The organism is Mesorhizobium oxytropidicola (assembly GCF_056174625.1).
In genome coordinates, this window is the sequence record NZ_CM149692.1 from 945,831 (window position 1) to 972,327 (window position 26,497).

A 26,497-nucleotide genomic window follows, 5' to 3' on the forward strand; every position below is an offset into this window, starting at 1 on the left:
CACCAATATCGGTTCTCGCCAAGGCTGGCCTTGTCGGCTGTGGGCTCCGCGGACCGCTCTTTCCCAGTCTGCGCCTTTTCCTCCTTCACGCCCTTGTCAATTTCGGGCTGACAGCGGAGCCGCGCCGGGACGTCAAACCGGCAAGAGCGCCTCGACATCGGCGGGCATTGGATCAGACACTGCCCTGCGGTATCCTGAGGCAGCTTGGGGGAGACATCACATGCGCACCACGTCAGACACCGCCGCCGCAATCGGCCTCGCCATCGGTGGCGCCCTCGGTCTCGCCGGCACCTTCGTCGCCAGCGCTCCGCTGCGCGAAACGCTGTGGACGATCGACGGCGTGGCGCTGGTGGTGGCGACCGCGCTGCTCACCATGAAATACCAGCGGTTGGGCAATGATTGCGTCGCCGCCGGCTTCCTCACCTTCCTCGCCGGCGAGAGCCTGCTTCTGGCCGGCAATGCGGCGGGGCTGGAGGCCAGCGTGCCCTCCTATGTCGGCGGCATCTCGCTGTGGGCGGCGGGGCTGGTCCTGGTCAGCGCGCCGAAGACTTTTGCGCTGTGGATGCGGCTCACCGCGCTGGTGGCCGCGGTGCTGTTTGTCGTCTCGGCCGGCATGATCCTATGGGGCACGCCCTTGCTGCCGACCTCGGCGCCGCTGCCGGCGGCAGGCTATCCGTTCCTGGTGCTGACTTTTGTCGGGTGGGTGTGGACGTTGCTGAGGGATGAGCGGTGAGGGGGATGCGGAACCCGCAACAGCGCCTCCAGCAACATTTTCAGAGGTGCGTGTGGGGTGGACGGTAGAGCGCTGGTTCCTCGCCCCACGAAGTGGGGAGAGGTGGCCCGGCGAAGCCGGGACGGAGAGGGGCCAGCGCGGCGTTGGGAGGTTAGTTTCGAATCTTCCGACAGGGCTTCCTTTCATCCAGCCCAATGCCGGATAAGGTTTTGGCTTCGCGGAGGGCGTCCCCCGCTCCGTCCCGGCTTCGCCGGGCCACCTCTCCCCCACTTCCGTGGGGGCGAGGAACCCAGGAATGGAAAGGGCTCACCCCTCAATCCAAACCTTCTCAAAGTGCTGCTCCAGCGCCTGGTGCTGCTCGCAGCCCTCCACCCCCTTGCGATAGGTCCTGTACACCGAGCGCCAGTAAGGCTGGATGATGATGCCTGAGTCACGCAGATTCTGCTCGATCTCAGCCATGACCTCCTTGCGGGCCTTGGCGTCGGGCATCGCCAGCGCCTTGTCGAGCAACTCGTCGAATTCCTTGCTGGCGTAGGCGCTTTCGTTCCAGGCGGCGCCCGATTTATACGCCAGCGCCAGCACCTGGACGCCCAGCGGCCGTCCCAGCCATTCGGTGCAGGAGAAGGGGTATTTGCTCCAGTCGTTCCAGAAGGTGGCAGCGGGGAGCACGGTGCGCTTGATTTTGAGGCCGGCCTCGCGCATCTGCGCGGCGATCGCGTCGCCGGTGCTCTTCTGCCATTCGACATCGACCGAGATCAGCTCGTATTCATGGTCCGGCTTGCCGGAGGCGGCGAGCAGTTTTTGGCCGCCTCCATATCGCGCTTGGCCGGGCCGATATCGGCATATTCGGGATGCATGGGGCCGACATGGTGGTTGTCGGCTGACTTGCCGCGGCCGCCGAGGCCGAGCGCCAGCACGGCGGCATTGTCGACGGCGAGTTGCGCGGCGCGGCGCAGCTTGACGTCGTGATAAGGCGCGTTGCCGATGTTGAAGCGGGCGACGATGGTGGAGCCGGTGGCGATCTCGGAATTTTTCAGCCCCATCTTGTCGGTCTGCGAGACGGCGTCTGAAGCGGTTTCGTGGTCGGTGTCGATCTCGCCGGATTCGAAGGCCGACAGCATGGCGTTGGGGTCGGAGCCGTAGTCGATCCACTGGATGCCATCCAGCCAGAATTCGCCCTTCCACCAGGGCTTGTCCTTGCGCTTCACCTCGGCGCCCGTCTCGGCATCCCATTTCACCAGCTCACAAGGGCCGGTGGTGATGGCCAGCGCCTTCATGGGGTCGCCCTCGCCGTCATAGGAGCGGTGCATGATCAAAGCGGGGTAGTCGGCCATGCCGGCGATCAGCGAAATGTCCGGCTTCGGCAGGTTCAGCTTGATGGTGAAGTCGTCGACCTTCTCGATGCCGCCGTCGACCACCTTCTTGGTGTCGGCATTGACCAGCGCGCCCATGCGCGCGGCGACCGAATTGCCGGCGACACCGGCCTCGCACCAGCGGGTGAGGTTGTGGACGACATCGTCGGCGTTGAACGTGTCGCCGTTCGACCAAGAAATGCCCTTGCGTACATGCAGGGTCAGCGTCTTGGCGTCGTCGCTCATCTCCCATTTTTCGAGCAGCCAGGGCTCGAACGAGAAATCGGTGTTCCAGCGCACCAGATATTCGTTGCAGTGACGGGCGACGTTGGACATTTCGACGCCGTCGAAGGTGCGCGGGTCCTTGAAGCCCTTGACGTTCATGGCGACGCGCAAGGTGCCGCCCTTCTTCGGCTCGGCGGCACGGGCAGGCGTCGCGGCCAGGCCGCCCAGCGCCAAGGCGCCGGCGGCGCTGACGCCGAGGCCGGCCATCAGCGCCAGATATTCGCGGCGGTTGATGCCGCCGGTTTTGAAATCGTCGGCGACGGGCTTGGCTTGCGGGTGCAATTTGCGGTCGGTCAGCATGAATTTCATCGTCGTTCCCTCTTTTGTTGGTGCATGCCGCCCAAAAGTGGGCAGCGGTTTTGGGATAACGGCATGCACGGAAGCAGGGTCGTCCCGACGAATCGCCAACGCGGGGGCGGCTGCGAACGCCGGGTGCCTGAGGCGGCGATGATAGGGCTGGGTGACGAGAGGGAGTGTTCTGGAATCCGCAGGAGTTGTGCGGTGCTCCGCAGAGACGGCAGGCCGTAGGCCCTTGGCAACGCTGGTGGGACAGCACCCATAGGCGCCACCCGAACGGTTCTGGTCGATTGAAATACAACGATCGAGCCATGGATCGACCCCCACTCCGTCGAGCTTAGCTCGACACCTCTCCCCCGATCGACGGGGGAGAGGAAAAGCGCGAGTTCTCCGGCCTTGGCGCCCTTCCTCTCCCTCCGGAGGGGGGAGAGGTGGCTCGGCGAAGCCGAGACGGAGTGGGGGAAGCCGCTGGTGACGCGCGAAGCCCGGCCAGAGGGGGGGTGGCGGAATTCGGCAGCCACCAGGGCTGGATCGCCCCAAGGTCACCAAGGCAACAAAAAACCCGGCGCAAGGCCGGGTTTTCAGAACGTCCGTTCCGGCCGAGCCTCAGCTCACCTTGACCTTCGACGCGGCCTGGTCCTCGGCGATCTTCTGCTGGAACATCTGCGCGAAGTCGATCGGGTCGAGCATCAGCGGCGGGAAGCCGCCATTGCGGGTCGCCTCGGCGATGATCTGGCGGGCGAAGGGGAACAGCAGGCGCGGGCATTCGATGAACAGGATCGGCAGCATGTGCTCCTGCGGGAACCCCGAAATAGCGAAGACGCCGCCATAGACCAGCTCGACGTTGAACAGCACTTCCTGGTCGAAGGAGGCCTTGGCGTTCAGCGTCAGGTTGACGTCGAACTGCTTGTCGGACAGCGGGTTGGCGTTGACATTGACGTTGATGGCGATGCCGGGCGCCTTGTCGCGGCCGCGCAGCGAGTTCGGCGCGCCGGGGCTTTCGAAGGACAGGTCCTTCACATACTGGGCAAGCACGTTGAGCGACGGCTGCGCCGCCGTGTTGCCGTTTCCGTTGGCAGCGCCGACTGGCGCGTCATCATTGCTGGCCATGAGCCTTATATCCTTTTCCCCTGGGCAGCGTTGCTGACCGAATTGAAATCGGGCGTTCGCTACCATGGCCGGCATGACAAGACAAGGTTTGCCGCCTTCGGGCTCGTGTCGGCTGCGGTTGGGTGTGGAGAGATCATCGTCGAGGTCAGCGCTGCCCCTCACCTGGCTGCCCGTCCTCCGCAGCCGTTGCGGAAGGGCGCCCTTCCTCTCCCCCGTCGATCGGGGGAGAGGTGGCGAGCGAAGCTCGACGGAGTGGGGGTCGACCCTTGGGCGCAAGGCGAGGCGAGGCTTGCGCCTTGGTCCCTTTTCAATATCCGTTCGCGGCGCTTGCCAGGTGGTTCCCCCACTCCGTCTCGGCTTCGCCGAGCCACCTCTCCCCCCTCCGGAGGGAGAGGAAAGGAGCCCGGCTGGGGCAGCGCTGGGCTCTCAGAACCGATCAAAACAGGCAGAGCCGCGACCTAATCATCCTTCAGGCGCCGCCACGGCGAATTGTGATCCGGGCCGCGCTTGAAGTCGTCCTCGCGCGAATAGTCGCCGTCGTCGAGGTCGATGACCTTGTCGCGCGACCGGCGAAAGCCGCCGGCCGAGAAATCGGTGGCCACCACGATGCGGCCCTTGAACCGGCGCCAGGCAAGGTCGCGCACCGGCGGCAGAAACAGCAGCAGGCCGATAATGTCGGTGATGAAGCCGGGGATGATCAGAAGGATCGCGGCGACCACGATCATGGCGCCATGGGCAAGATGGCGGCTGGGGTCATGGCCGGCGTCCATCTCGGCGCGCACCCGCGCCATGACGCCAAAACCCTGGTGCCGGAGCAGGAGCACGCCGGCGATGCTCGAGGCCAGCACCAGGCCAACGCTCGCCAGCGCGCCGACCTCGCGGCCGACGATGACGAAACCGGCGATTTCCAGCAGCGGCAGGGCGAGGAGGAAGAAGGGAAGCAGCGAAATGCGCAAGTCTTGCCAACCTTTTCGATCGTTATTGGTCGTTTCGATTGTTTTGGCCCTTGGCGGGCAATCGCCGCTGGCACTGAGGCTGTTAGATAGGTATGCCTGCCTTTAATTTGAATGATTGCACCTTGCGTTCTATATGCTTTGAATGTTGAACGCTATGCGACCGCGGCCATTGGCCGGATGGTCCGGCCTCGAGGCAGGGATTGATTGGCGGAAGATATGGGCTTCTTCGACTTCGGCACGATTTTCTTCCTGATCGCGGCGGTGGTGATCTTCTTCCAGCTGCGCAACGTGCTGGGCCGTCGGACCGGTAGCGAGCGGCCGCCCTTCGACCCCTATACGGCGGCGCGCACCGACAAGGACGCCACGCAGAAGCCGGAAAATGTCGTTTCGCTGCCGCGCAAGCGGCTGCCGGGCGAGCCGGCGCCGGCCGACGCCTATACGGCGATCGACGCCTTCGCCAAGCCCGACACCGACCTCAACAAGGGCCTGCGCGCCATCAAGGACAACGACCCGTCCTTCGATCCGAAGGGTTTCGTCGACGGCGCCAAGATGGCCTATGAGATGATCGTCATGGCCTATGCCGACGGCGACCGCAAAACGCTGAAGAACCTGCTGTCGCGCGAGGTGTTCGACGGTTTCGTCGCCGCGATCGGCGAACGCGAGGCCAAGGCCGAAAAGATCCAGTCCTCCTTCGTCGGCATCGACAAGGCCGACATCGTCTCGGCCGAGATGAAGGGTGGCGAGGCGCATGTGACGCTGCGCATCATCAGCGAGCTGATTTCGGCGACGCGCGACAAGGCCGGTGCGGTCATTGACGGCGATCCGGAAACCGTGGCCGAGGTCAAGGATGTCTGGACCTTCGCCCGCGACACGCGCTCGCGCGATCCGAACTGGAAGCTCGTCGCCACCGAAGAAGAAGACTGAGCCCCGATGCATGTCGCCCAAAAGTGCGAAGCGGTTTTGGGACAACGACTTGCATCAAAACCAAGGCTCGAAGCGCGTCGCATGACTCTCTTCAAACACGACGCGCTTTAAAGCGACGGGGCTCCGGTGTCGCTATCGCCTCTCTTCATCGAAAAATCCTTTGACGACCTGCCCGGCTGGGGCGACGACGACCCTCTGGCGGCCTTCGAGGCTTTTCGCCGTTCCGCCTTCCATGTTCTGACAAAACCCTATCGCAGCGGTGCGCTCGGCGTCGATTTCGGTGCCTTCGCCGGGGCTTATGCGGAGGCGCGCGGCGCCTCTTCCGTCAGCCGCTCGGAGGCGCGAACCTTCTTCGAGCGCCATTTTGTGCCGATGCTGGTCCGGCCCGAGACCGGGGCCGGGCTGGTCACCGGCTTCTACGAGCCGCAGGTCGAGGCTTCGCCGGTCCGAACAGAGCGTTTTATCGTGCCGCTGCTGTCGCGCCCGGCCGATCTCGCCGATGTCGACGACGCCAACCGGCCTGAGGGAATGGACGCCTATCTCGCCTTCGCGCGCCGGACCGACAACGGGCTGGCCGAGTATTCGACCGTGGGACGATCGAGCGTGGCGCGCTGGCGGACCGAGGGCTCGAGATCGCCTGGCTGGCCGACAAGGTCGATGCCTTCTTCATCCATGTGCAAGGGGCGGCACGGCTCGCCATGACCGACGGCCGGCTTTGCCGCGTCACCTACGCCGCCAAGTCGGGCCAGCGTTTCACCGGTCCGGGCAAGATCTTGAGCGAACTGGGCGAAATCCCGCTGGCCGAGGTGACGATGCAGTCGATCCGCGCCTGGTTCAAGGTGCATCCCCAGCGCATCGACGAGATCCTGTGGCAGAACCGCTCCTACATCTTCTTCCGCGAGGCTGAAGTCGAGGACGCCGCCCTCGGTCCGATCGCCGCCGCCAAAGTGCCGCTGACGCCGGGCCGTTCGGTCGCCGTTGACCGCCTGCTGCACACATTCGGCACGCCGTTCTACATCGACGCGCCGACGCTGACCGCTTTCGACGCAAAACCGTTCCGGCGGCTGATGATCGCGCAGGACACCGGCTCGGCCATCACCGGGCCCGCGCGAGGCGATCTGTTCGCCGGCTCGGGCGACGCGGCCGGCGAGATCGCCGGCGTGGTGCGCAACGCCGCGGATTTTTACGCGCTGGTGCCGCGTGCGCTGGTCGGGGGCGCAAAATGAGCAAGCGTCCGGACAGGCTGAGCGAAGACGACCGGGTGTTGTGGAACCTGGTGGCGCGCACGGCCAAGCCGCTCAAGGGCAAAACCTCCGTCGACATCCCCGACATGGCCATCGAGGCCAAGCCGACGGCGCCGCAGACGGCCCAGCCCGCGGCCAATGCGGCAGGTGCGGCAAAGCCGAAGGTGCAGCATGTCACGCACCGGCTCGACGAGCCGACACTGGACAAATTGTCGAAAGGCCGGCTGCCGATCGAGGGCCGCGTCGACCTGCATGGGATGACGCAGGACGAGGCCTATTCGCTGCTGTTTTCGTTCCTGCACCGGGCGCATGCCGGCGGCATCCGCTATGTCCTGGTCATCACCGGCAAGGGGTCTTCCTCGGGCGGCGATGGCGTGCTGCGGCGCGCGGTGCCGGCCTGGCTGTCGACGCCGGCGTTCCGGCCGCTGGTTTCCAGCCACGACCATGCCGCCCGCAACCATGGCGGTTCGGGCGCGCTCTACATCAGGCTGCGGCGGGCGCGCTCATGAGGAGGCCGGGCACATGACGCCGTTCGGCGAGAAGCTGCGGGCGCTGCGCGCCGAGCGCGGCGTCAGCCAGAAGGACATGGCGGCGGCGATCGGCGTCAGTGCCGCCTATCTCTCGGCGCTCGAACATGGCCGGCGCGGTGCGCCGACCTGGACGCTGATCCAGAAGATCATCGGCTATTTCAACATTATCTGGGACGATGCCGAGGAACTGGCCCGCTTGGCCGAAGCCTCGCATCCGCGTGTCAGGCTCGACACGTCGGGTCTCAATCCCGCCGCCACCGAGCTGGCCAACCTTCTGGCCGAGAACATCGAGAAGCTCGACGAAGCGGAACTGCGTCGCATCACGGCATCGATCCGCGCCGCACTTGGCCGGCTGAAGTAACGGGTTTGCCCGGATTTTGCGACGGCCGGATGTCTGCCTGATCGCAAAACAGTGCCCGCCGGCGAAGCGCCGGCGGGCAACTGTGGCGAGATCAATACTTGCCGGCCGTGCTGCCGTTGGGGTTGCCGCCTTTGGTGCCCGGGCGGCCATTGTCATTATGGTCGCGGTCGTGGCCGCCGCCCAGGCAGTCCGACGCACCGGCAGTGCCGCAACAACGGCCGGCCCAAAGGTCATTGAGCGTGGTCTTGACGCAGCTCGTGTCGGTCTGACCAGCCAGAGCGGATCCGCTCAAGGCCGATACGGCAGCGACGGCGAGGAAGGTGTTACGCAGGAAAGCAGTCATTTGAAGTCTCCATGGTTGGGTTTCGTCATTCACGGCTGTGTGTCGCCGGGTGGACGGAAATGGTTCATGGAGAGATCGAAGATTTTTCGGAGGGAGGCGCGCGGTGCGCGGCTTGCCATGTCGGCGCCGCCCCTCATCCGCCCTTCGGGTACCCCGGCCCTTCGCTGTCGCTTCGGGCGTTCGTTGTTCGAAAAGCCAAGCAATTGGCTTTTCGCCCGCTGCGCGGACCACGCCTCACCCCCGTAAGCGGGGAGAAGGCAACAGCCGCGCCGCTGGCGCTTATTTTGCGGTGGTGGTGATCGGCGAAACCATAAACGGCGGCGTCTTTCTCCCCGTCACTATACGAGGAGAAATGCCCGGCAGGGCAATGAGGGGCGGCGCTAACCTCTGCCAGATTGGTCGACAGAGCCCACGGAACTCGCAAGAACGGCCGCGCCTCTAAAACCGCAGCCCCAGCCCCCTACTCCACCGACCCGACCAGAACCTGCTGGCCGCCGCGGATGGAGACCCAGCGGCCGGTGTTGTCGATCGCCTGCCGCTTGAGGAAGCGGTAGCCGGTCTGGTCCCAGGCCTTGACCTTGTCGGTCAGATTGTCGAGCACGTAGTCGCCCTTGTCGGTGCGCACGGTCAGCACGGAGTGGCCTTCGCCGTCGGGCTTGCGCACCACCGTGATGAGCAGATCGGACAGCGAGATGCCCATGTGGGACAGCCGGCGGCGCTTTTCCAGTACATAGTCCTCGCAATCGCCGACGCCCTTGTCGGGATAGGCCCAGACCTCGTCCTTGCCGTAAATGTCCATGTCGCTCATCGGCTTGACGGCGGCGTTGACCCTGGCGGTAACGCTGGCGAGCTTGCGCATCAGCCCGTTGGTCATCCTGGCCGGTGCCAGATTGCTCGGACGGATCGAGCATTCGCCGGGGTGCAGCTTGCAGAAATCATAGTGGCCGATCGGCTGCGAGGTGATGCCCCCGGTCGCCATCGCTCCGGCCGCCATTGCCGGCCAGCTTGCCGTGGCGGCCAGACCGGCCGCAGCCACGCACAAGCGCAGCCTTCTCGCCATTGTTGAGGAATTCATTGTCCCCGCTCACCCTGTTGTTAACGAAACGTTAAGGGCGATTGACAGTCCGTGTCAATTACGGCGACGGGCTGATTGCCAGCATGGTTACCCGCGGGGAGGGACAGCGTCTATTGTGCAACAGAATCGGTCCGGCGGCCGATTTTGTCCGGAATTCCTATCGCCTGGCGGTGCGGACCAGCCTCGGCTTCACCGCGACGCGGTTCTGGCGGCCATAGCTGGTGATGAAGTCGACGATGCGCGGCACGATCTCGGAACGGAAGCGCGAGCCGTTGAAGACGCCGTAATGGCCGACAGCCGGCTGCACGTAATGCGCCTTCTTGTCGGCCGGGATGTTGACGCACAGATCCTGCGCCGCCCTGGTCTGGCCAAGGCCCGATATGTCGTCGTTCTCGCCTTCGACCGTGAACAAAGCGACGTTGCGGATGGCTGATGTATCGATGCGGGTGCCGCGATGCGTCATCTCGCCCTTGGGCAGGGCATGACGTACGAAAACGGTGTCGACGGTCTGCAGATAGAATTCCGCCGTCAGGTCCATGACAGCCAGATACTCGTCATAGAAGTCGCGGTGTTTTTCGGCATTGTCGCCGTCATGCTTCACAAGGTGCATGAAGAAGTCCTTGTGGGCGATGATGTGGCGGTCGAGGTTCATGCTCATGAAGCCGGACAGCTGCAGGAAGCCGGGATAGACCTCGCGACCGAAGCCGGGCACCGGCCAGGGCGCGCGCATGATGACATTGTCGCGGAACCAGTCGATGCCCTTTTCCTCGGCCAGCAGGTTGACCGCGGTCGGGTTGCGGCGCGTATCGATCGGCCCGCCCATCAGGGTCATGGTCGACGGCACGAAGGGGTCGCCCTTGGTCTCCATCAGCGCCACCGCCGCCAGAACCGGCACGGAAGGCTGGCACACCGCCATCACATGGGTGTCGGGGCCGAGCGCATGGAACATGTCGATGATGTAGTCGATATAGTCGTCGAGATCGAAGCTACCGTCGGCCAGCGGCACCATGCGGGCATCGACCCAGTCGGTGATGTGGACATCGGCATAGGGCAGCATGGCTTCCACCGTGCCGCGCAGCAGCGTCGCATAGTGGCCCGACATCGGCGCCACGATCAGAAGCTTCGGATCCGGCTTGCGGCCGGCGGGAACCGCGCGCTCGAAGCGCACGAGATTGCAGAACGGCTTCGACCAGATGGTCTTTTCGGTGACCTCGACGCTCTTCCAGTCGATGACGGTCTTGTCGAGGCCGAAGACGGGCCTGCCATAGCGGCGCGTGGTGCGCTCGAACAGTTCGGCGCCCGCCGCGATCGAGCGGCCCAAGACGTGTGCGAAACCGGATTGAGCGGGTTGGCGTAGAACATCCGCACCGCGTCGGCATAGAGCCTGGCCGGCTGCAGCGCCGCATGGTTCAATTCATAGAGCTGATAGAACATCGACTACCCCGCAGCTGCCTCGACCGAAGGGACGACGAGCAGCGCCGAGCCTCAAATGTCTCGCGGCGAGGTTAACAACTAATTGCTGCGATGCAATACGTCACGTGGCGTGATCAATAGTTCTTTCGTGCAAAGGCTTGCAAATCGGCCTGGAATGGCCGAGCCGGCTCAATGTGCAGTGCCGAAATGTGAACGATATGTGTCCGGCCCTGCTGCCGGACACAGGAGCAGGCTCAGACGCGCGCCACGCAGACAGCGGTCTGGCCGGAGCTGATGAAGCCAAGCTGGCCTGCGGCACCTTTGGACAGATCGAGCATACGTCCCCTGATGAAAGGACCACGATCGTTGATGCGCACGATGACGCTGCGGCCGTTGTGCTGGTTGGTGACCCGCAATTTGGTGCCGAAAGGCAGCGTGCGGTGGGCGGCGGTCATCGCCGAAGGGTTCATGCGCTCGCCCGATGCGGTTTTCGAGTGCAGCGCGTACCAGGAAGCACGGCCGCACTGGCCGGCGGCGGCGGTTGCCGAAGTGGCGGAAGCGCCGACCATCAGGCCAGCAGCGATCGTTACCGCGACAAGCGCGGTCTGGTTTAGGTTCTTCATCTCTTGGGGAAGGCTCCGTTTTTGACAGACCCCAGCCGTTAGGTGCCGAATAAGGCAGGAAATGCGGCAAGCATCTGTCCGTTCCGTGGCGAGATCACACGTTTGGAGTCAGCGGGTAACAGTCTGTCAGGGATTTTCCGCCGCGATGTGATCAATTCTCGATGATCTTCGGGCCGATATTGGAGATCGCTTTGACAAGATATCGGATTAATATCGAAGTAGAATCCGACGTGATTGAGCTTCTTCCTTTGGCTCTTTCATCATGGTCACGACGCCGCAAACGATCGACTTGAAAAGCGAGATCCGACAATGAGACTGACCAAAAATCTGCTGGCCTTGATTGCGCTTGCCATCGGTGCGCTGTGGTCGCTGCAAGGTATCGGCGTCGTCGGCGGCAGCTTCATGACCGGCCAGTCGCAATGGCTCTATATCGGCCTGATCACTATGCTGATCGGTCTGGCCGGGCTGGTGTGGGCGAACCGGTAGAGGTGAGTGGCGATAAAAGGTCGACCCCCCTCCGTCGAGCTTCGCTCGACACCTCTCCCCCGATCGACGGGGGAGAGGAAATGCGCGAGCTTATGCCGGCTGGCTCCCTTCCTCTCGCTCCGGAGGGGGAGAGGTGGCGCTGCGAAGCAGCGACGGAGTGGGGGAAGCCGCTCGTCAATCGCGCTGTCGCAAGACAGCAACAACCCGGCGAGCAAGAAAACCATCACCCATGCTACCGGTCGATTCTGTTACCTATCTATCCGGTTCGGACAGGATGTCCTTGCCCGACAGCCCTACCCGAACAGCCGGTCCAATATCGTGCCCTCAAGCCGGGCGAGTTCGGCTGAACCGCGCCGGCGCGGCCGGGCGACTGGCACCTCCAGGTCGAGCGCGATCCGGCCTTCGCTGATCACCACCACCCGGTCGGCGAGCGCGACCGCCTCGGCGACATCATGGGTGACCAGCACGGCGGTGAATTTCTGGGCGAGCCAGATGCGTTCCAGCAATTGCTGCATCTCGATGCGGGTCAGCGCGTCGAGCGCGCCGAGCGGCTCATCGAGCGCCAGGATCTGCGGGTGGCCGACCAAAGCGCGGGCGAGCGCGACGCGCTGCTTCTGGCCGCCGGACAGTACCGAGGGCCATTCATCGGCGCGATCGGCAAGGCCGACCTCGCCCAGAATGTCGAGCGCGCGTTGCCTTGCGTCCTGGCCGGCGGCGATGCCGGTCAGCCCGACCTCGACATTTTTCACCACGCTGGCCCAGGGCAGCAGGCGCGGCTCCTGGAACATGAAGCGGGTGCGGCTGTGGCCTTCTTCCTCGGCGCCCAGCGTCAGCGATCCCGATGTCGGCCGGTCGAGCCCGGCCAGCAGCCTGAGCAACGTGCTCTTGCCGCAGCCGCTCTTGCCGATGACGGCGACGAACTGCCCGGCCGGCACGTCGAGGTCGATGCCGTCGAGCACGATCTTGTCACCGAAGCGTTTTTCCACGCCCTTGAAGGCGAAGGCACGGCGGCCTTCGACCGCGATCGCCGGGCGTGCCGGCACTGGTGCTGCGACGAAGGATCGGACGGCGGTCAAGCTGGCGGCTGGCATCGAAACCTCATCCGTTCTGGAAGGCGGGATGCCAGCCGAGCGACAGCCGCTCGAGCAGGCGGGCGAGGCTGTCGGCGAGCTTGCCGAGCAGCGCGTAGATCAGGATCGACAGCACGACGACATCGATCAGCAGGAATTCGCGCGCCTGCATGGCCATGTAGCCGAGGCCGGAACTGGCCGAGATGGTCTCGGCGACGATCAGCGTCAGCCACATGATGCCCAAGGCGTAGCGCAGGCCGACGAAGATCGCCGGCAGCGCGCCGGGCAGGATGACGCGGAAGAACAGCGCGCGCCGGTCCATGCCGTAGACGCGACCCATCTCGACCAGCTGCGGGTCGACGCTCTGGATGCCGAGCAGCGTGTTGACGTAGATCGGGAAGAACACGCCAAGCGCCACCAGGAACAGTTTGGCTTCCTCGTCGATGCCGAACCACAGGATGACGAGCGGGATCAGCGCCAGATGCGGTATGTTGCGGATCATCTGCAGCGTGGTGTCGGTCAGGCCGCGGCTGAGCCTCGACAGCCCGTTGGCGAGGCCGAGCGCGAAGCCGATCGAGCCGCCGACAGCAAAGCCGGCAAGGGCGCGCGCCGTCGAAACACCGATGTTGCGGATCAGTTCACCCGACAGCGTCAGGCGCCAAAAGGCCTCGGCGACAGCGCTAGGCGCCGGCAGGACATTGGCCGGCATAACGCCGGCGCGGCTGGCAATCTCCCAGCCGGCGATGACCAGCACCGGCAGCACCCAGCCGATGGCGTTGGCGTGGAGGCGGGCGGAAAAGCTCATGACGAGGCCTGCAGGCGGGCAGCACCGTGGAAGCCGACCGAGAATTCGTTGGCGATGTCGCGATGCGCCCGCTGCCGCCTGGTGCCGAGCCCGAGGCGTGGGAACAGAAGCTCGGCGACGCGGTAGGCTTCCTCCAGATGCGGGTAGCCGGAGCCGATGATGGTATCGATGCCGATCGCCTGATATTCGCGGATGCGCTCGACGATCTGCTCCGGCGTGCCGACCAGCGCGGTGCCGGCGCCGCCGCGCACCAAGCCGACGCCGGCCCACAGATTGGGCGCCACGACAAGCCTGTCGCGGCGGCCGCCATGCAGTTCGGCCATGCGGCGCTGGCCGACCGAGTCCATCTGGTTGAGGAAGCGCGCCTGCGCATTTTCGATCTGGGCGTCGGTGACATGGCTGATCAGCCGGTCGGCGGCGCGCCAGGCTTCCTCCTCGGTTTCGCGCACGATGAAATGCAGCCGGATGCCGAAACGCAGTTTCCTGCCGCGCAGCGCCGCCTTTTTGCGCGCTGAAGCCAGCTTCTCGGCGACCTGGGCCGGCGGCTCGCCCCAGGTCAGGTACATGTCGACGAGGTCGGCGGCGAGATCCTGCCCGGCGTCGGACGAGCCGCCGAAATAGAGCGGTGGCCGCTCCTGGCTTGGCAAAAGATCGAGGCGGCCATTCTCGACGCGATAGTATTTGCCGTCGAAATTGACGCGCTCGCCCGATACCAGGCCGCGCCAGATGGTCAGGAATTCATGTGCTTGAGCGTAGCGCTCATCATGCGGCAGGAAGACGCCGTCGCCGGCGAGCTCGGTCGGATTGCCGCCGACCACCACATTGAGCAGCAACCGGCCATTGCTCAGCCGGTCGAGGGCCGCCGTCTGGCGCGCGGCGAAGGTCGGCAGCGTCACGCCGGGCCGCAGTGCCACCAGGAATTTGAGTTTTTCGGTGAGCGTCGCGAGGCCCGTCGCGGTGATCCAGGAATCCTCGCAATTCTGGCCGGTCGGCAAAAGCACGCCGGGAAAGCCGAGCCGGTCGACCGCCTGTGCAATTTCCTTGAAGTAGCCGAACTCCGGCGGCCGCTGCTGTTCTTCGGAGCCGAGATAGGAGCCGTCGCCATGCGTCGGGATGAACCAGAAGAAATCAAGCGGGCTGGCTGGCTTTGTCATGGGCGGACTTCCTGGAGATGCAGGCACAAACGGCAACGGCACCGGGAGGTTTCACCCGGCGCCGCGAGACAAGAGATCAATTGCCTGGCGCGGTCCACACGGCGTCGGAGATGCGGACCGCCTTCGGGATCAGGCCAAGCTTGTAGAAGCGGTCGGCGGTCGCCTGCTGGCTGGCGACGATCTCGTCGGTGATCGGAAAGATGCCGAATTTGGTGCGGTTGGCGGCGATGGTCTGGGCGTCGAGCGGCACACCGGTCACCTCATGCAGCGCCTCGGCCACCTTGTCGCGGTTCTGGTCCGCCCATTTCGCCGCCTCGCCGAGTGCGGCGATGGTGGTGGTGACGATCTCGGGATGCGCCTTGGCGAAATCCTTGTTGGCGAGGAAATAGGTGTTGACCTTGAGCACCTCGCTGGAGCGGGCCAGCACGCGCGGCTGGTAGCGCGTTTCGGCAATGGCGAAGAACGGATCCCAGACCGCCCAGGCATCGATCTGGTCGCTGGCGAAGGCGGCGGCCGCGTCGGCGGGGCTGAGATAGATGGGCGTGATCTGATCGTACGAAACGCCAGCCTTCTCCAGCGCGGCGACGAGCAGGTTGTGCGCGGAAGTGCCCTTGCCGACGCCGACACGCTTGCCCTTGAGGTCGGTGACCGACTGGACCGGCGAGGCCGGCTTGACGAAGATCGCCTCGCCGTCGCCATTGGACGGCAGTGCCGCCGCATAGACGATGTTGGCGCCGGCCGACTGGCCGAAAATCGGCGGCGCGTCGCCGGTCCAGCCGGCGTCGATGGCGCCGACATTGAGCGCTTCGACCAGCGGCGGCCCGGCGGTGAACTCGACCCACTTCACGGCGACGCCCTTGTCGCTGAGCGCCTTCTCGATCACCTGCTGCTGCCGGGCGATCACCGGCAGGCCGGTTTTCTGGTAGCCGATGTTGAGTTGCTTCAACTCCTGGGCTGCGGCGCCGAACGACAGGGCAACTGTCGCGGCGACAAGGGCAATGCCGAAAACGCGTCTCGTCAGATTGAACATGGGTCCCTCTCCTTCGCTGCGGATCGGCGCCGGGAAATGTCCTCGCCGGTTGGATGAAGGACAAGGCTAGGTAGTTCTATAAATTTAGTAGAGGAACGATTTTGCGAGTTACCCCTCGGAAGGGGAACCAATTTTCTAGGATTGGCGGGACAGCGCCCCCCCTGCCCTACCGGGCATCTCCCTCACATGGGGGGAGATCGGCTGTCATCGCGGCTTTCGCCAACCGCCAACGTTGTAGAAGATACCGCGGCGCTGACGTTGCCAATCTCCCCCCTCGTGGGGGAGATGTCCGGCAGGACAGAGGGGGGCGCGACAGAGCGCGACGTTCGTCATTGTCGCTGTCTCGGTGTGCCCCTCACTGCGACCAGTACTGCCAGGCCCAGTAAAAACTCTCGTCGCGTGGCGGCAGGCGGTCGCGCTCGGCGTCCCAGCGCACCGGTGCTGGCGATTTGCGCTCGGCGTCGTCGAGCGGTTTCCTGGTTTCCCGCGTCAGGCGCAGCCGGGTCGCGAAGAAAGCGAACAATGCCGGGGCTGGGTGGGCCATGGATGTCGAGCCTCCTGGGTTGATCATTCGCGTCCCGCCCAGGGGACGAGCGCGCGCTCGATCCGGCGGATGGTGAATTCGAGCACGAAGGCGATGGCGGCGATCACCAGAATGCCCATGATCACCACATCGGTGACCAGGAACTGCGCCGCCGACTGGATCATGAAGCCAAGCCCGCGCGTCGCCGCGACGAGTTCGGCCGCGACCAGTGTCGACCAGCCCGCGCCGAGCGCGATGCGCAGGCCGGTTAGGATCGAAGGCAGCGCGCTGGGCAGGATGACGTGACGGACCACTTGCGCGCGCGTGGCGCCGAGCGAGCGCGCCGCATTGATACGCTCTTGCGAGACGCCGCGAACGCCCGAAGCGGTCGACAGCGCCACCGGCGCCAGCATGGCAATAGTGATCACCAGGATTTTCGACGGCTCGCCGATGCCGAACCAGATGATGACCAGCGGCAGATAAGCCAGCGGCGGGATCGGCCGCAGGAACTCCAGCAGCGGATCGAAGATGCCGCGGCCGACGGTGCTGATGCCGATGGCGAGACCCACCGGCACGCCGATGAGCAGGGCGGCGACGAGTGCTGCAAACACGCGGCCCAGGCTGGCGATAGTGTGCTGCAGCAGCGTCGCGTCGACGAAGCCGTCTCTGATGACGACGATGAATTTGTTCCACACCGCGACGGGCGAGGGCAGGAACACCGGCGACACCAGTTGCAGGCGGGCCGACAGCGTCCACGCCGCCAGCACCACCAGTATAGTGACCGCGCTGATCATGCGCGCCGAAACGCCCCGGCGTTTCGGGCTTGGCCGCGACCACGGCACCGACAGGCCGTCGGTCTCTTCGGTGCTGGAGCCGGGCCGCTCGGTGTAGGAGGAAATGGTCATGCCGCTTCTCCCTCGAAGATGGCATCGGTCAGTTCGCCGCGTGCTGCGGCAAAGGCCGGGTCGGCCTTGATGGCGCGGATGGCCTCGCCCGAGGCGTAGCGCCGGGAGAAGCCTGGCTCGAAGGTGCGCACCACGCGGCCCGGGCCGGGCGCCAGCACGACGATGCGGGTGGCGAGCACCAGCGCCTCCTCGATGCCGTGCGTGACCATCAGCACGCCGGCATGGCTTGCCGTCCAGAGGTCGAGCAGCGTCGTCTGCATGCGCTCGCGGGTCAGCGCATCGAGCGCGCCGAGCGGCTCGTCAAGCAGCAGGAATTGCGGTTCGGCGGCGAGCGCGCGGGCAAGGCCGACACGCTGGCGCATGCCGCCGGAAAGCTCCCAGATGCGCTTGTCGCCGGCATCGGTGAGCTTCACCAGGTCCAGCAATTCGTCGGCGCGTCGTGCCCGCTCGGCCGTGCTGACACCGCGCAGGCGCAGCGCAAAGGCGACATTTTCGCGCGCGGTCAGCCAGGGAAACAAGGCATCGTTCTGGAACACCACGGCGCGATCCGAACCGGGTGCCGTGATCGGCCGACCGTTGATCGTGGCATTGCCGCGTGCCGGCGTAACCAGGCCGGCGGCGACATTGAGCAGCGAGGTCTTGCCGCAGCCGGAACGGCCGACAAGCACGACGAAATCATCCCCGGCGACATCGATCGACACACGCTCAACGGCGGGTGCCGGCTGGCCGTCATAATGGATCGAGATCTTGTCGAGCACGAGATGCGGCATGGGGGCCTCTCAGAGGGAAACCCGACTGCCCCGGAACAGCGCCTCGTCAGCCGGTCCGGGGCAGGCAGTACGCGGCGTCAGGGAAGAAGATCCGCGCGTTCAGTGGCGTCAGGCGCTCAGTTCGAGGCCAGCGCCTCGGTGACGTATTTCGATGTCACATATTTCGAATAGTCCGGCAGCACGGCATCGACCTTGCCCTGCTCCTTGAGGAAGGCGGAGGCCGCCGCGACCGCCTTGACCGTGCCGCCGCCGAGGAACTTGTCGGAGGCCTGCTCTTCGAGCGTCGGGAAGACATAGCCCTTCAACAATTCCGGCACCTCTTCCAGCTTGGCGCCGGTGAGCTTGGCGATCTTGCCGGCCTGCGGCGAGGACACCGACCAGGCGTCGGGCTTGGCGAGGTACTCGGCATAGGCGGCGCCCGTCACCTTGACGAAGTCGCGCACCGCTTCCGGGTTCTTCTCGGCAAAGTCGGTGCGCACGATCCAGGCGTCGAAGGTCGGCGCGCCCCAGGCGGCGACCTGCGAGGAATCCAACACCACCTTGCCTGATGTCTTGATCTGGCCCAGCGCCGGATCCCAGACGTAAGCCGCGTCGATGTCGCCGCGTGCGAAGGCGGCGGCGATTTCCGGCGGCCGCAGATTGAGGATCTGCACCGACTTCGGATCGACATTCTCATGCTTCAGCGCGGCAAGCAGGCTGTAATGCGTGGTCGAGACGAAGGGCACGGCGACCTTCTTGCCGGCGAGGTCGGCGACCTTCTCGATGCCGGCGCCGTTGCGGGCGACCAGCGCTTCGGACGGGCCGATCAGGCCGACGACGAAGATGGTCTGGATCGGCAGCTCGCGGCTCGCCGCCGCCGCCAGCGGGCTCGAACCGACATAGCCGATATCGACCGAGCCGGAGGCGACCGCAGCGATGACATCGGCGCCGGAATCGAATTTGCGCCAGTCGATGCTGGCCTTGGTCGCCTTTTCATAGACGCCGTCGGCCTGCGACACTTTGGAAGGCTCGACCACGGTCTGGTAGCCGATGGTGATCTTCAAATCGTCGGCCAAGGCCGGGCTGAGGAAGGCAGCACCAGCAAGCGCGGCCGACGACAGAAGGAGAATGCGTCGCGAAATGGTGGACATCAAGGGCTCCATGAAAACAGAGAAAACCGGATTGCCCTATGATAGTCCGCTAATTCTATCGTTCTTGTAGAGTTAAATCCTTCCAACGAAGGTGGGTTTGTTGGAAAAAAGCTGTCGATGACTTGCCGCCAAGGCGGATGGGGCGGCTGTGGCGCGCAGCGAGCCCATCACGCGATGCCGACCGGCATCCTCGCGTCGACCGCATTCCTCTTCAACTGTCTCACCAGCCGTAGCGGCCTTCTGATGACGGCGGGCTTATCAGCGAGCCGCCCAGAGACGCCCTCAGGAAGGCGATCCGAAGTGAAAAGCTGCCTGGCAATTCATTGGTCAGGGTCGTTTCGGCAAACCGGGCGTCATCGCCCCAGGAGATAACGACGATCGCCATGTACTTGTTCCCGCGATGTAAATCTGGAAATTGCGCTGCCCTGCGCAAGATGCCGGCCAGATATGGACGGTACTTTTTCGGCTCAACTTCCGAGAATTGTCCACAAGAGAAAACAATCTTGGGGACAAGCGCGCGGGCGGATTGTTCTCCCCCCTCATCCAAATACCTTATCACCTAAAATCGGGGACAATCTTATGTGGCGCTCACGCATGTTCGTTGGCGTAATGATTGCTGTTGTCTTGCAAGGCTGCAGCAACGCGGATCGCCAGTACTTCGACTCCGGAATAGGGACGGAGCTGGGCTATTCGACCCTGCCAAAGCAGACTACCTCGCAGAATGACTACGTCCGATACATCTGCCAGCAGGCCGGAAGCGTCAATTGCGCCGTGGACTGGAATACTTTCGTCCAGGCAGGCATGAACGATATTGACGAGCGTTGCGACGGGTATCTCGCCTGGCTCGACGCAAGACGGCGGTCCAATGGCGCGGTTCTGGATCAAATCGGCGACACGCAGACGGCGACGGAAGCCGTCCTGATCGCCACGCAGGCCGGTTCGCTGGCCATAAGCCTAGTCGGGACCGCGCTCGGCTTTGCCCGGGAAACCTTCAACAATGTAAATTCGAGGCTGCTGATGGAGGTCAACCACTCCACGGTGCAGTCCATCGTCTTGAGCAACCAGACCCGTTTCCGGGACGACCTGCGTACAAAATCCATCGGAACCAGACCTCAGGCAGTGTACGCGCTGCGGCAATATTTGCGCATCTGCATGCCGTTCACGATCGAGACCGAGATCAACAACACCCTGACCACCTATGCCCAGGGAGGCACAGACGCGCTCGATAACACGTCGCCCCTGGTGGACACCGCCGTCATCGGCGCTCCCATGGCGCCCGCCGGGAAGGTCGAGCCCCGTCCGACCAAAGTCCCACCAACGGGTCCTCAATACGCGATCATTCTCGCCAATCCCAAGACCGCCTTCAGCGAGCCTTATATCAAAGGTGTACTCGGCAAGCTTTGCGCTCCCAGCGCCGAGCAGGCAAAGCCGACAGCGAAGACTGCCGCACGGATCATTGCATACCAGCAATGGCTAAAGGCTCGTTCAGATGCGTCAACGAAACTGACTGGAAAACTCACCGATGGCGAAATGACGATCGCAAATGGGTATGTCTCCTGTAATCCGAACAAGCAGACGAAGTTTGCTAACTTCTATGAAAAGGAGACCTACCCCGAGGGGGTAACCGACGTGATAGTCCTGATCAATCGCGCGCTGCCGGAGGGAAGCAGGTTGCCAGCAGGAGCTGACCAACAAGCCGTGCGTGCCAAGATCCCGCAGGCAAGAAAGGCGGTCGAGAAAAATCTCACCCTGACCGACCCGCAACTGTCCGACCAACTGACAACAGACTTCATTCTGGCACTTTCGAAACTGCCGCCGCTGCCAGGGGAGGAATAGCGACATGGCTTACAAGCTGCAGCGACTGACTTCCATAAGAGCGACTCCATCCAAGACCGCGGATCCCTTCGACGTGCTTGGCACGGGGGTTGTGATGTTCGGCACTGGCAAGACCGCCAGCGATGAAGACGGAAAGCCATGGATCAACATCCTCATCCCACCGGGTGTGCTCGATGGCTGGATACCGCTTGGCAATGCAAGTGAGGTTGCCGATCCTGTTCTGCCACCGATGGACCCGGAGAGCTTTGTTCGCCAGTGCACGCTGGTCGACCGCAGCATGAACAGCGACCCAGCGATCGCACCGTGGTTCGTCACCGCTGATTTCATCATTGCAAGGGCTCTGTTCGAAACCGGGATGACAGTGACCCACTTCGACGCTCCGCGCGTGACGGGACCTTTCGGTCTGCTGCAGACGGAATGGGATGATTTCCGCGCCAGCGGACTCGTAGCCGCCGCCGACTATCAACCTCACGACTTCATTTACCCCATGCCGCAAGTTTATGCGGCAGCCTGCCGGATGCATACAGACGGAAAAGCTTTCAGCACTCTTATGTCCCCGCCCCCTCAAGCCGGCGCCAAACCGGCATTTGTGCCTAGTTACCTGGATCTGTTTCACTGCTACCTGGCCGACCCGAAGACGGCCGCGGATATTCGTCGCAGTGAATCGGACCAGAGCGCGCTGGTTTCGGCCGTCATCGGTGACCACCTGGCGGCGATCAAGGCGCGCCCGCAATTCAGCACCGTGAAAGACACGATGACGGTTCCGCAGTTCGTCGCCGCCACTCAATCGGTCCTGGCCGATCTGCTCAACACCGCATTCGACAAGATCCGCACCTTGGCGGGTGACGAGCTGCCGAGGGAACCTGCGGAAGCGGCGCCCTGGCTGGATGTCGCCAAGGCGGAAATGAAGGCGGGCGTGACCGAGGCCAGCCAACCCGATCGCATCAAGAGCTACTTCGCTGCGACGGACTTTGGGCCGGTCGGCGACCCCATTCCGGCCTGGTGCGGTGCGTTTGTAGCTTTCTGCGTCAAGCAGGCAGGCTTGACGCCGCCCAAGGGCGCGGCCGCGGCCGACAGTTGGAAGAATTGGGGAACGACAAGCATTCCTTTGGGCAGCCACGAGATACCTGCCGGCGCGGTGGTGGTTCTGACGGCCTCCGCTGGTACAGACGCCATAGGCCACGTTGGCTTCTTTACCCGGTTTTCCGACGCCGGCGACCAAGTGATGGTGCTTGCTGGAAACCAGACGAACGGAGTCAATGAAGCCCCATACGCGGTGCCCCGGATTGCCGCCATACGAACCGTGGAAACGCTGATACCCATCGGCGCCGCCAATCGCTACGACATGACCGCGGCAGGTGTGAAGAAAGACCTTCAGAAATATGGCGACCTGATCGTAGACCGCTTTCAGCGAGCCGGGTTCACCAAGGATCAGCAACTCATAGCGGTTCTGGCGAACGCGATCGGGGAGTCTGGCCTGGATCCGAGCGCCAAGTCACCCGCGCCGGAAGAAAGTTATGGCCTCTTCCAGTGTAATAGAAAGGCCGGCCTAGGAATAGGATATACGATAGACCAACTTAAGGACCCCGAAACGAACATTGCGATCATCATTCGGGAAGCTCGAAAGTTTAGCGCGTTTACCGCCGCTTCGTCTATAGAGGCTGCCGTCGGTGCCTTTGTGACATTTATCGAGCGACCCAAGAATACCTCAGGGGCCATCAAGGCACGCATGGCTATCGCTAATAAACTTCACTGAGAGACCTCGAAACTCACTCCAGGCTTGATATGGCGGGGGCCCACCAGCCATATCTTCCGTGCGCAGAGATTTTGGTCACGGCAGTGCAAAAATTGCCTCTGCCTCCCACGATCTCCGTGACGTCGCTTCGCTCCCGCCCACCCTGGGAACGAAGCCGGCGAGCAGCCGACGTTGCGCCGTTTGCTTTCTACTGCGAACGAGAATTCCACCTCGGCCTGCCCTGGGGGCAAACCCCTGCCTCAAACAGCTACGGAATTGACAAGCCGTTCCGCGTGTTCGAGGGTAAGTATAGTATCCTTATCGACATGAGGGAATTGGAGGCGACGATGAGCGGGCACCCCACCAGCATGATCGCTCACGGCATGCACCGGCTCCCGGCACCGGGTGAGTCGGCGCGCTACACGGGCCTCCTGCGGGAAAGCATTTGTCGCCTTGTTGCCGTCGCAGCGCATTTCTGTGCTCTTAATGGCACAAAGGCCGGTTAAAATGGCTACAGCGGCTTGAAAACGAAGCAAATTCAACGTTTCTCGGCTTGTATATCATGTCACTAGAATTTATGTGTCATGGATGCTTGGGCGCGGCGGGGAGGCTCGCCAGGCGTTTCGCAACGGATGGCCTCGCGCCATCGCATGACAGAGAAACGTTGGGTCTATGCTCACCAAAAAAGGCAAGTACGGCCTCAAGGCGCTGGTACACCTGGCGCACATGCCGGCCGGGCAGCTGGCTTTCGTCAACGACATCGCGACCGGCAACAACATTCCGAAGAAATTCCTCGACGCCATACTGGGCGAATTGCGCAATGCCGGCTTCGTCCAGAGCCGCAAGGGCAAGGATGGCGGCTACCGCCTGGCGCGGCCGGCCGACGAGATCAAGGTCGGCCATGTCGTGCGCGTCCTCGACGGGCCGCTGGCGCCAATTCCCTGCGCCAGCCGCACACAATATCAGCGCTGTGAAGACTGCAACGAGGCGACATGCCAAGTCCGACATCTGATGCTCGAGGTCCGGCAGGCGATCGCCGAGGTGCTCGACCAGCGCAGCCTCGCCGAGATGCGCGACATTGTCATCGACGACCTGCCGGTCACGGTGAAGGTCCAGGCCTGACGCATCGCATTATGCGGGGGCGCGCATGAGCGGGCGCGCCAATTCCATCATCCCCAGTTCCATCATCATTGTCGGCGGCGGCGCCAGCGGCGTCGTGATGGCCGCGCATCTCCTGAAGTCGGCCAATCCCGATCTGCGCGTCACGCTGATCGAAAAGCGCCCGCATTTCGGCCAGGGTATCGCCTATTCGACGCTGCTGTCGGCGCATGTGCTGAATGTCAGTGCCGCCGGCATGAGCGCCTATGCCGACGATCCCGGCAATTTCTGGCGCTGGCTGCAGGGGCGTGGCCTGGTGGACCAGGAGCAGACGCCGCAGACACCTTTCTACGCGCCGCGCAGCCTCTATGCCCGCTATCTCGGCGAGCTGCTCGACGAGCTCGAAGCGCGCGAACAGCCGACTGGGCGGCTGCGCCTGATCCGTGAGGAGAGCCTGTCGATCACGCCGACCGCCTCCGGCGTCGAGGTCGCGCTCGCCAACGGCACCAGCGTCGTCGCCCATCTGGCCATATTGGCCACCGGCCATGACGAGCAGCCGGCGCAGGGCCATGCGGTCCGCATGGGCTCGGAGGCCGACACGGCGCTCGATGCGGACAACCCGGTCATGGTGCTGGGCACCGGGCTCAGCATGGTCGACGCGTTCCTGGCGCTGGAACAGCGCGGCCATGCGGGGCAAATTATCGCCGTGTCCCGGCGCGGCCTGCTGCCGTCGCCGCACCGCAAGGGCAATCCGATCAAGCTCGATGTCGCCGACATTCCGCTCGGCACCCAGCTTTCCTATTTCGTCGGCTGGTTCCGCGACCTGATCCGCGAGAACCAGAAGGCCGGCATCGACTGGCGCGACGTGGTCGATGGTCTCAGGCCGTTCAACCAGAAGATCTGGCAGAACTGGCCGGCCTCCGCCAAGCGCCGCTTCGTCGAGCACACCAAGGCCTGGTGGGACATCCATCGTCATCGCATGGCGCCGGAAGTCTACGCCAAGGTGACCGAGGCCGTGCAATCCGGCCGCATCCGGCTTGTCGCCGGCCGCGTCGTCAGCATCGCACCGGGCGAGACTTTCAGCGTCGACGTCCAGTCGCGCCACAGCCAGCTTGTCGAGACTTTCGACGTCGCCCGTATCTACGATTGCTCGGGCATCGTGCGCGACATTTCGACCTCGTCAAACAGTGTGGTGCGCTCGCTGGTCGACCGCGGGCTGGGCCGGCCGGACCCGATGCGCATTGGCCTCGACGTCTCGGCCAATTGCGAGATCATCGCCGGCGACGGTACGGTCTCGCGCAAAATCCTCGCCGTCGGCCCGCTGACTCGCGGCACCTTCTTCGAGATCGACGCCATCCCCGACATCCGCGTCCAGTGCGCTAGGCTGAGCAAGCAATTGCTGGGTAGAGCAATTCCAGGAAAAGTGTGAAGCGGTTTTCCGTCCGGAATTGCGTCAATTCAAAGAGAGAGCGTTCAGCCGCCCAGCGCCTCGCACACCAGGCGCGCGGTCTCGGCGCCGGAGAAATTCTGCTGGCCGGTGATCAGATTGCCGTCGCGTATGGCAAAGCCGCGCCACAGCCCGGCCTGGACATAGTTGGCGCCGATGGCCTTCAACTCGTCCTCGATGCGCCAGGGCATCAGATGCTTGCCGCGCTCAAGCGCGCCCATCTGCCAGGTCGCGTTGTCGGCGAAATCCTCCTCGGCATTGGCGAAGCCGGTCACGGTCTTGCCGGCGGCAAGCAGCGAGCCGTCGGCGCGCCTGGCGTAACGCAAGATGGCGGTGCCGTGGCAGAGCGCGGCGGCCACCTTGCCGGCTTCATGGAAGGCGACGAATGTCCGCTGCAGATCTGTCGCACGCTCATAGCTGAACATCGGTGCCTGGCCGCCGGCGACGACGATGGCGTCGAAACTGTAGACATCGATCTCCGCCACCGGCCGCGTGGTTTCGACCAGGGCCGCCAGCTTCGGGCTCGACAGGAAGCCGAGCGAGATGAGATCGGTCTCGGAGTAACCCGAAGGGTCACGCGGATCGCTCAGCCCATCGGCCTCGCATCTGCCGCCGTCGGGCGAAAAGATCTCCACCGCGTAGCCACGTTCGGTGAAGGCGAACCAGGGATGGGTCAGCTCGCTCCACCAGAAGCCGACCGGCCATCCTGTCGTGGTCGATATGGCCGGATTGGCGATGACGATGGCCACACGCTTTGGCTTGCGTGCATTGACCGGATTGGCATCCCTGACACTCATCTTCGCTCTCCCTTATGAAGCTTTCGCCGACAAAGCCGGGCCCGGCAATCTGGCCACATGGCCGGGCAAATTCCGCTTCCGTCGTGGCGGCGCCTTGCCTAGGATCGGTGCATGACACAACGCGGTAGACTTTATGGCTGCCCGGTCGAGTTCGCGCTCGACGCGCTCGGCGGCAAGTGGAAAACGGTGATCATCGCGCGCATCAAGCAAGGGCCGCTGCGCTATTCCGAGCTGCGCCGAATGATCCCCTCGCTCTCCGACAAGATGCTGACGCAGCGCCTCGCCGATCTCGTCGAGATCGGCTTCGTCGTGCTCGAGACGTCGCCCGATGGCAAGGCGCGCTACGCCTTGACCGAGCGCGGCCACGATCTCGCTGCCGCACTCCAGGCGCTCTACGACTGGGGCAGCGTGCATGGCCGTGCCGAGGGCGTGCGCTTCCGCACTGATATCGAGGCGGCGGCCTAG

At 64.0% G+C, this 26,497-nt stretch carries 26 protein-coding genes and 3 pseudogenes; 12 read left to right on the forward strand and 17 right to left on the reverse strand.

Annotated features, from left to right (window positions below; translation table 11 throughout):
• The first annotated feature begins 220 nt into the window (after positions 1 to 220).
• The gene (locus AC0V8S_RS04610) at positions 221 to 733 is read left to right on the forward strand and encodes a hypothetical protein (RefSeq protein ID WP_475436968.1); all 513 of its coding nucleotides are present in this window, start codon (positions 221 to 223) and stop codon (positions 731 to 733) included.
• A gap of 306 nt (positions 734 to 1,039) precedes the next feature.
• On the opposite strand, the pseudogene AC0V8S_RS04615 reads toward AC0V8S_RS04610, so the two are convergent.
• From AC0V8S_RS04615 to AC0V8S_RS04625, 3 genes and pseudogenes are all read right to left on the reverse strand, one after another.
• Positions 1,040 to 2,679: pseudogene (locus tag AC0V8S_RS04615) on the reverse strand (ABC transporter substrate-binding protein).
• A gap of 594 nt (positions 2,680 to 3,273) precedes the next feature.
• Positions 3,274 to 3,777, reverse strand: coding sequence for a protein-export chaperone SecB (gene secB / locus AC0V8S_RS04620; RefSeq protein WP_183464466.1), 504 nt, complete (start codon positions 3,775 to 3,777; stop codon positions 3,274 to 3,276).
• 458 nt (positions 3,778 to 4,235) lie between these two features.
• Positions 4,236 to 4,733, reverse strand: coding sequence for an FxsA family protein (locus AC0V8S_RS04625; protein ID WP_475436969.1), 498 nt, complete (start codon positions 4,731 to 4,733; stop codon positions 4,236 to 4,238).
• Positions 4,734 to 4,949: 216 nt separating this feature from the next.
• Between AC0V8S_RS04625 and AC0V8S_RS04630 the strand changes: the two genes are divergently transcribed.
• From AC0V8S_RS04630 to AC0V8S_RS04650, 5 genes and pseudogenes are all read left to right on the forward strand, one after another.
• The gene (locus tag AC0V8S_RS04630) at positions 4,950 to 5,657 is read left to right on the forward strand and encodes a Tim44/TimA family putative adaptor protein (protein WP_183464464.1); all 708 of its coding nucleotides are present in this window, start codon (positions 4,950 to 4,952) and stop codon (positions 5,655 to 5,657) included.
• Positions 5,658 to 6,029: 372 nt separating this feature from the next.
• Positions 6,030 to 6,496, forward strand: a pseudogene (locus AC0V8S_RS04635) (MltA domain-containing protein); the annotation flags it as partial.
• Complete coding sequence (locus tag AC0V8S_RS04640; RefSeq protein WP_475438575.1) at positions 6,470 to 6,883, forward strand: MltA domain-containing protein; 414 nt, start codon at positions 6,470 to 6,472, stop codon at positions 6,881 to 6,883. The pseudogene AC0V8S_RS04635 and the gene AC0V8S_RS04640, both read left to right, overlap by 27 nt.
• On the forward strand, positions 6,880 to 7,410 hold the full coding sequence (locus AC0V8S_RS04645) for a Smr/MutS family protein (protein WP_183464462.1): 531 nt from the start codon (positions 6,880 to 6,882) through the stop codon (positions 7,408 to 7,410). The genes AC0V8S_RS04640 and AC0V8S_RS04645 overlap by 4 nt, the downstream gene beginning before the upstream one ends.
• A 13-nt stretch (positions 7,411 to 7,423) precedes the next feature.
• Entirely contained in the window at positions 7,424 to 7,792 is a 369-nt protein-coding gene (locus AC0V8S_RS04650; RefSeq protein ID WP_183464461.1) for a helix-turn-helix domain-containing protein, read from the forward strand.
• Between the two features lie 91 nt (positions 7,793 to 7,883).
• Here AC0V8S_RS04650 and AC0V8S_RS04655 read toward each other — a convergent pair whose 3' ends face one another.
• From AC0V8S_RS04655 to AC0V8S_RS04670, 4 genes and pseudogenes are all read right to left on the reverse strand, one after another.
• On the reverse strand, positions 7,884 to 8,135 hold the full coding sequence (locus tag AC0V8S_RS04655) for a hypothetical protein (protein ID WP_183464460.1): 252 nt from the start codon (positions 8,133 to 8,135) through the stop codon (positions 7,884 to 7,886).
• A 460-nt stretch (positions 8,136 to 8,595) separates the two neighbouring features.
• The gene (locus AC0V8S_RS04660; RefSeq protein ID WP_475436970.1) at positions 8,596 to 9,210 is read right to left on the reverse strand and encodes a transglutaminase-like cysteine peptidase; all 615 of its coding nucleotides are present in this window, start codon (positions 9,208 to 9,210) and stop codon (positions 8,596 to 8,598) included.
• 157 nt (positions 9,211 to 9,367) lie between these two features.
• Positions 9,368 to 10,644: pseudogene (locus tag AC0V8S_RS04665) on the reverse strand (polyhydroxyalkanoate depolymerase).
• A gap of 233 nt (positions 10,645 to 10,877) precedes the next feature.
• Positions 10,878 to 11,246, reverse strand: a complete 369-nt coding sequence (locus tag AC0V8S_RS04670) for a septal ring lytic transglycosylase RlpA family protein (protein ID WP_095205058.1) — start codon at positions 11,244 to 11,246, stop codon at positions 10,878 to 10,880.
• A gap of 309 nt (positions 11,247 to 11,555) precedes the next feature.
• Here AC0V8S_RS04670 and AC0V8S_RS04675 point away from each other — a divergent pair, with 309 nt between their 5' ends.
• The gene (locus AC0V8S_RS04675) at positions 11,556 to 11,732 is read left to right on the forward strand and encodes a hypothetical protein (RefSeq protein ID WP_475436971.1); all 177 of its coding nucleotides are present in this window, start codon (positions 11,556 to 11,558) and stop codon (positions 11,730 to 11,732) included.
• A 293-nt stretch (positions 11,733 to 12,025) separates the two neighbouring features.
• Here the strand turns inward: AC0V8S_RS04675 and AC0V8S_RS04680 are convergent, their stop codons facing one another.
• From AC0V8S_RS04680 to AC0V8S_RS04720, 9 genes are all read right to left on the reverse strand, one after another.
• Positions 12,026 to 12,823, reverse strand: coding sequence for an ATP-binding cassette domain-containing protein (locus tag AC0V8S_RS04680; RefSeq protein ID WP_475436972.1), 798 nt, complete (start codon positions 12,821 to 12,823; stop codon positions 12,026 to 12,028).
• A gap of 7 nt (positions 12,824 to 12,830) precedes the next feature.
• Complete coding sequence (locus AC0V8S_RS04685; protein WP_475436973.1) at positions 12,831 to 13,607, reverse strand: ABC transporter permease subunit; 777 nt, start codon at positions 13,605 to 13,607, stop codon at positions 12,831 to 12,833.
• Positions 13,604 to 14,761: an FMNH2-dependent alkanesulfonate monooxygenase gene (gene ssuD / locus AC0V8S_RS04690; RefSeq protein ID WP_475436974.1), complete on the reverse strand. Its 1,158-nt coding sequence runs from the start codon at positions 14,759 to 14,761 to the stop codon at positions 13,604 to 13,606. Before ssuD ends, AC0V8S_RS04685 begins: the two co-directional genes overlap by 4 nt.
• A gap of 76 nt (positions 14,762 to 14,837) precedes the next feature.
• The gene (locus tag AC0V8S_RS04695; RefSeq protein ID WP_475436975.1) at positions 14,838 to 15,791 is read right to left on the reverse strand and encodes a sulfonate ABC transporter substrate-binding protein; all 954 of its coding nucleotides are present in this window, start codon (positions 15,789 to 15,791) and stop codon (positions 14,838 to 14,840) included.
• Between the two features lie 355 nt (positions 15,792 to 16,146).
• Positions 16,147 to 16,335 carry a hypothetical protein gene (locus AC0V8S_RS04700; protein WP_183465336.1) on the reverse strand — a complete coding sequence of 63 codons (189 nt, stop codon included), beginning with the start codon at positions 16,333 to 16,335 and terminating at the stop codon, positions 16,147 to 16,149.
• A gap of 23 nt (positions 16,336 to 16,358) precedes the next feature.
• Positions 16,359 to 17,219, reverse strand: a complete 861-nt coding sequence (locus AC0V8S_RS04705; protein ID WP_475436976.1) for an ABC transporter permease subunit — start codon at positions 17,217 to 17,219, stop codon at positions 16,359 to 16,361.
• Positions 17,216 to 17,989: a taurine ABC transporter ATP-binding protein gene (locus tag AC0V8S_RS04710; RefSeq protein ID WP_475436977.1), complete on the reverse strand. Its 774-nt coding sequence runs from the start codon at positions 17,987 to 17,989 to the stop codon at positions 17,216 to 17,218. Before AC0V8S_RS04710 ends, AC0V8S_RS04705 begins: the two co-directional genes overlap by 4 nt.
• A 116-nt stretch (positions 17,990 to 18,105) precedes the next feature.
• Entirely contained in the window at positions 18,106 to 19,119 is a 1,014-nt protein-coding gene (tauA, locus tag AC0V8S_RS04715) for a taurine ABC transporter substrate-binding protein (RefSeq protein ID WP_475436978.1), read from the reverse strand.
• Between the two features lie 220 nt (positions 19,120 to 19,339).
• The gene (locus AC0V8S_RS04720; RefSeq protein WP_475436979.1) at positions 19,340 to 19,504 is read right to left on the reverse strand and encodes a hypothetical protein; all 165 of its coding nucleotides are present in this window, start codon (positions 19,502 to 19,504) and stop codon (positions 19,340 to 19,342) included.
• Between the two features lie 209 nt (positions 19,505 to 19,713).
• Between AC0V8S_RS04720 and AC0V8S_RS04725 the strand changes: the two genes are divergently transcribed.
• From AC0V8S_RS04725 to AC0V8S_RS04740, 4 genes are all read left to right on the forward strand, one after another.
• Positions 19,714 to 20,955 (forward strand): hypothetical protein, encoded by a 1,242-nt coding sequence (locus AC0V8S_RS04725; RefSeq protein WP_475436980.1) that lies wholly within the window; start codon positions 19,714 to 19,716, stop codon positions 20,953 to 20,955.
• A 4-nt stretch (positions 20,956 to 20,959) separates the two neighbouring features.
• Positions 20,960 to 22,711 (forward strand): phage tail tip lysozyme, encoded by a 1,752-nt coding sequence (locus tag AC0V8S_RS04730; protein ID WP_475436981.1) that lies wholly within the window; start codon positions 20,960 to 20,962, stop codon positions 22,709 to 22,711.
• 651 nt (positions 22,712 to 23,362) lie between these two features.
• Complete coding sequence (locus AC0V8S_RS04735; protein WP_115141745.1) at positions 23,363 to 23,812, forward strand: RrF2 family transcriptional regulator; 450 nt, start codon at positions 23,363 to 23,365, stop codon at positions 23,810 to 23,812.
• A 25-nt stretch (positions 23,813 to 23,837) separates the two neighbouring features.
• Positions 23,838 to 25,217: an FAD/NAD(P)-binding protein gene (locus AC0V8S_RS04740; RefSeq protein ID WP_475436982.1), complete on the forward strand. Its 1,380-nt coding sequence runs from the start codon at positions 23,838 to 23,840 to the stop codon at positions 25,215 to 25,217.
• A gap of 44 nt (positions 25,218 to 25,261) precedes the next feature.
• Here the strand turns inward: AC0V8S_RS04740 and AC0V8S_RS04745 are convergent, their stop codons facing one another.
• Positions 25,262 to 26,032 carry a type 1 glutamine amidotransferase domain-containing protein gene (locus tag AC0V8S_RS04745; RefSeq protein WP_475436983.1) on the reverse strand — a complete coding sequence of 257 codons (771 nt, stop codon included), beginning with the start codon at positions 26,030 to 26,032 and terminating at the stop codon, positions 25,262 to 25,264.
• Positions 26,033 to 26,143: 111 nt separating this feature from the next.
• Here AC0V8S_RS04745 and AC0V8S_RS04750 point away from each other — a divergent pair, with 111 nt between their 5' ends.
• Positions 26,144 to 26,497, forward strand: coding sequence for a winged helix-turn-helix transcriptional regulator (locus AC0V8S_RS04750; protein ID WP_475436984.1), 354 nt, complete (start codon positions 26,144 to 26,146; stop codon positions 26,495 to 26,497).

What these genes read in the sequence shown, in the direction of transcription:
- AC0V8S_RS04610 (WP_475436968.1), top strand. Translation starts at nt 221, where the DNA reads ATGCGCACCACGTCAGACACCGCCGCCGCAATCGGCCTCGCCATCGGT.
- secB (WP_183464466.1), bottom strand. Translation starts at nt 3,777, where the DNA reads ATGGCCAGCAATGATGACGCGCCAGTCGGCGCTGCCAACGGAAACGGC.
- AC0V8S_RS04630 (WP_183464464.1), top strand. Translation starts at nt 4,950, where the DNA reads ATGGGCTTCTTCGACTTCGGCACGATTTTCTTCCTGATCGCGGCGGTG.
- AC0V8S_RS04640 (WP_475438575.1), top strand. Translation starts at nt 6,470, where the DNA reads ATGCAGTCGATCCGCGCCTGGTTCAAGGTGCATCCCCAGCGCATCGAC.
- AC0V8S_RS04645 (WP_183464462.1), top strand. Translation starts at nt 6,880, where the DNA reads ATGAGCAAGCGTCCGGACAGGCTGAGCGAAGACGACCGGGTGTTGTGG.
- AC0V8S_RS04650 (WP_183464461.1), top strand. Translation starts at nt 7,424, where the DNA reads ATGACGCCGTTCGGCGAGAAGCTGCGGGCGCTGCGCGCCGAGCGCGGC.
- AC0V8S_RS04655 (WP_183464460.1), bottom strand. Translation starts at nt 8,135, where the DNA reads ATGACTGCTTTCCTGCGTAACACCTTCCTCGCCGTCGCTGCCGTATCG.
- AC0V8S_RS04660 (WP_475436970.1), bottom strand. Translation starts at nt 9,210, where the DNA reads ATGAATTCCTCAACAATGGCGAGAAGGCTGCGCTTGTGCGTGGCTGCG.
- AC0V8S_RS04670 (WP_095205058.1), bottom strand. Translation starts at nt 11,246, where the DNA reads ATGAAGAACCTAAACCAGACCGCGCTTGTCGCGGTAACGATCGCTGCT.
- AC0V8S_RS04675 (WP_475436971.1), top strand. Translation starts at nt 11,556, where the DNA reads ATGAGACTGACCAAAAATCTGCTGGCCTTGATTGCGCTTGCCATCGGT.
- AC0V8S_RS04680 (WP_475436972.1), bottom strand. Translation starts at nt 12,823, where the DNA reads ATGCCAGCCGCCAGCTTGACCGCCGTCCGATCCTTCGTCGCAGCACCA.
- AC0V8S_RS04685 (WP_475436973.1), bottom strand. Translation starts at nt 13,607, where the DNA reads ATGAGCTTTTCCGCCCGCCTCCACGCCAACGCCATCGGCTGGGTGCTG.
- ssuD (WP_475436974.1), bottom strand. Translation starts at nt 14,761, where the DNA reads ATGACAAAGCCAGCCAGCCCGCTTGATTTCTTCTGGTTCATCCCGACG.
- AC0V8S_RS04695 (WP_475436975.1), bottom strand. Translation starts at nt 15,791, where the DNA reads ATGTTCAATCTGACGAGACGCGTTTTCGGCATTGCCCTTGTCGCCGCG.
- AC0V8S_RS04700 (WP_183465336.1), bottom strand. Translation starts at nt 16,335, where the DNA reads ATGGCCCACCCAGCCCCGGCATTGTTCGCTTTCTTCGCGACCCGGCTG.
- AC0V8S_RS04705 (WP_475436976.1), bottom strand. Translation starts at nt 17,219, where the DNA reads ATGACCATTTCCTCCTACACCGAGCGGCCCGGCTCCAGCACCGAAGAG.
- AC0V8S_RS04710 (WP_475436977.1), bottom strand. Translation starts at nt 17,989, where the DNA reads ATGCCGCATCTCGTGCTCGACAAGATCTCGATCCATTATGACGGCCAG.
- tauA (WP_475436978.1), bottom strand. Translation starts at nt 19,119, where the DNA reads ATGTCCACCATTTCGCGACGCATTCTCCTTCTGTCGTCGGCCGCGCTT.
- AC0V8S_RS04720 (WP_475436979.1), bottom strand. Translation starts at nt 19,504, where the DNA reads ATGGCGATCGTCGTTATCTCCTGGGGCGATGACGCCCGGTTTGCCGAA.
- AC0V8S_RS04725 (WP_475436980.1), top strand. Translation starts at nt 19,714, where the DNA reads ATGTTCGTTGGCGTAATGATTGCTGTTGTCTTGCAAGGCTGCAGCAAC.
- AC0V8S_RS04730 (WP_475436981.1), top strand. Translation starts at nt 20,960, where the DNA reads ATGGCTTACAAGCTGCAGCGACTGACTTCCATAAGAGCGACTCCATCC.
- AC0V8S_RS04735 (WP_115141745.1), top strand. Translation starts at nt 23,363, where the DNA reads ATGCTCACCAAAAAAGGCAAGTACGGCCTCAAGGCGCTGGTACACCTG.
- AC0V8S_RS04740 (WP_475436982.1), top strand. Translation starts at nt 23,838, where the DNA reads ATGAGCGGGCGCGCCAATTCCATCATCCCCAGTTCCATCATCATTGTC.
- AC0V8S_RS04745 (WP_475436983.1), bottom strand. Translation starts at nt 26,032, where the DNA reads ATGAGTGTCAGGGATGCCAATCCGGTCAATGCACGCAAGCCAAAGCGT.
- AC0V8S_RS04750 (WP_475436984.1), top strand. Translation starts at nt 26,144, where the DNA reads ATGACACAACGCGGTAGACTTTATGGCTGCCCGGTCGAGTTCGCGCTC.